The organism is Bradyrhizobium sp. BRP19, assembly GCF_020194195.1.
In the GTDB taxonomy this organism is placed as follows: Bacteria; Pseudomonadota; Alphaproteobacteria; order Rhizobiales; family Xanthobacteraceae; genus Bradyrhizobium; species Bradyrhizobium yuanmingense.
Window position 1 is genome coordinate 1 of record NZ_JADYVZ010000063.1, and the last position, 2,158, is coordinate 2,158.

Annotated in this window: 1 protein-coding gene and 1 pseudogene; one reads left to right on the forward strand and one right to left on the reverse strand. The window is 55.7% G+C overall.

Features of this window, described 5'->3' with window-relative positions:
- Positions 1-312 (reverse strand): annotated as a pseudogene (locus I6F36_RS38445) (alpha/beta hydrolase); the annotation flags it as partial.
- A 590-nt stretch (positions 313-902) separates the two neighbouring features.
- Between I6F36_RS38445 and I6F36_RS38450 the strand changes: the two are divergent.
- A complete protein-coding gene (locus tag I6F36_RS38450) occupies positions 903-1,430 on the forward strand; it encodes an Hsp20/alpha crystallin family protein (RefSeq protein ID WP_225143911.1) in 528 nt (175 codons plus the stop codon).
- Positions 1,431-2,158: the final 728 nt, after the last annotated feature.

Genomic DNA, 2,158 nt, shown 5'->3' on the forward strand with positions numbered 1-2,158 from the left:
GCGCTCGCCCGCGTCGCGGATGTATTCACGCCAAGAAACGCCAAGCCGTCCATCGTCACGCAGGTTCCTCAGATCTTTGGCTAGACGTTCGCCGCTTGCCAAGAGCTCGGGTAGGCGTGTAAAGACCGTTTCGCAGCCGCGCTTGACCCGCAGTATCCAGGCAACTTGTAGAATGTTGATGGTCTTCGCGCCCTGTTGGCCCATGCGATCAGCGTAGATTCTGAATGGGCTGCGGGTGAGCGCGTGCTCGACTTCTGCACGTTGCGCTTCCATTGACTGGGCCAGGTTGGAGCGCTGGAACGAGTCAGACATGGCCTAACCTCCTCTGTTCTAGAGTCGATGCCGCCCCGTGATACTAAATTGCGCTGTGGTGCCGGATTGCCTATCGATGGCGTCTTTCATCCGGCAAACTGCTCGCAAGCGAGGTCAAAGTGTGACCAAGGAAGCGTAACCTCAAGAGGACGTTTTGCGAGCAGGGTGACTTTCCACGACGTTCCCAGATCTCTCGGTGCAAAGTCGATGCCAGGCATCTCGTTGCTGCCGAGACGAAGGATGGCCAAGCAACTTCCGTCTTTCCTCTTCTGCTGCATAGCGTTTGTCCGATTGAGAACCAAGCTTGTCAGAGATCGGACGCTGTGGGTCGCCTTTGTTAGACAGCCACCTCGCATGCCTAGGGAGCATTCCCCGGGACCACCTATTATTTCAGATGGGTCCTGCTCAATCTTCCAAACTTTCAACCGGTCGCCCGTAGCCATCGCCTCAAATATGTTCTCTCACACATGAGCGCTCAATCAGGAGGCGAGTTGGCACATTGGTTGCTATTACGGTCTATGACGACCTGGTCCGCTCAGCGCAGTCAGAGATTGCGCCTTCCAGAATGATCTCAAACATGGAGTTAGATCATGACGAATGAGACGAGAGTACCCGTCACCAGGAAGGCTAGTGAGCCCGCGTTTTTTCCTGAAGCATGGCGCCCACTCGAGGCATTGCGCAACGAGGTGGATCGCTTGTTCGAAGACTTGTTTGGCGGCGATTTCTGGCGCCGCTCGTTCCCCCCGCACGCTAGTCTTGGAAGGTCGGTTGCCAAGAAGGTCGCCGCAAGCCCCGCAGTGGATCTTAGTGAAAGCGACAAGGCTTACGAGATTACAGCCGAACTGCCTGGACTCGATGAAAAGGACATAGAGGTTCAGGTTATCAATGGCGGACTGACCATTAAAGGCGAGAAAAAAGAACACAAGGAAGAGAAGCACAAGGACTACTACCTCTCCGAGCGCAGTTACGGCTCCTTCGCGCGCTACTTCGGTTTACCGGAATGTGTGGAGGCCAGCAAGATTGAGGCCTCCGTCAAGAACGGCGTCCTTAGGGTGACTTTGCCGAAAAATGCGGAAGCTCAGAAGCCGCCCAAGAAGATTGACGTGAAAGCAACTTAGGCACCGACGTGTCCATGCGAGTTGCGACAATCGCACCAAGCGCCAATTGCTTGCGGGGAGAAGTCAAGCGAAACCGTCAGGTGGGGATGACTACACGCGCCTGCATCTGCCTTGCTCTCGGCGAAGTTGATGCCCACACGGGGGAACGATCGCCTGCTTCGTCGGCGCGAGCAGCGAGCGGCGAACTGTCGATTACGACGCCCAACTCATCGCCTCGCCGGTCGCGCTCTAGGTCGTGCGGACTCTTGGGTTTCTCAAATCAGTTGCACAGTGTTTTAAGGCTTTCCTTTAGGAGGAAGCCTTCGGTGTCATGGATTGGTCGTTCTGAACGATGGGCAATGGGATCGCATCTCCAGCTTGATCATCCTCGGCCAGACCAGCGCGGCTCGACGGGCCGTGACAGCGGATGTTCGTCGAGGGCGTGTTGTGGATCGTGCGGACCGTCCCTGGCGGGATCTGCCTGAGGCGCGGACTACCTACTACTTTAGAAGATGGCTTCTTGCCCCTTACTGACTTTCGATCGGTTGGACGCGCTAAGCTCTTCACGGGCCATCCCTGAACCATGGTCTCACTCGATATGAGCAGCTCAAATTAGGCGACCGCCCCAAGCTCGTCGTCGCTTATATGATCTACACGATTCGACTGCTCAACGCTGATGTTGTTGTATCTTGAGATTATCCAACAACTTCGAGCCTTCACTGAACGATCTCGACCAAGATCGCTCTGCC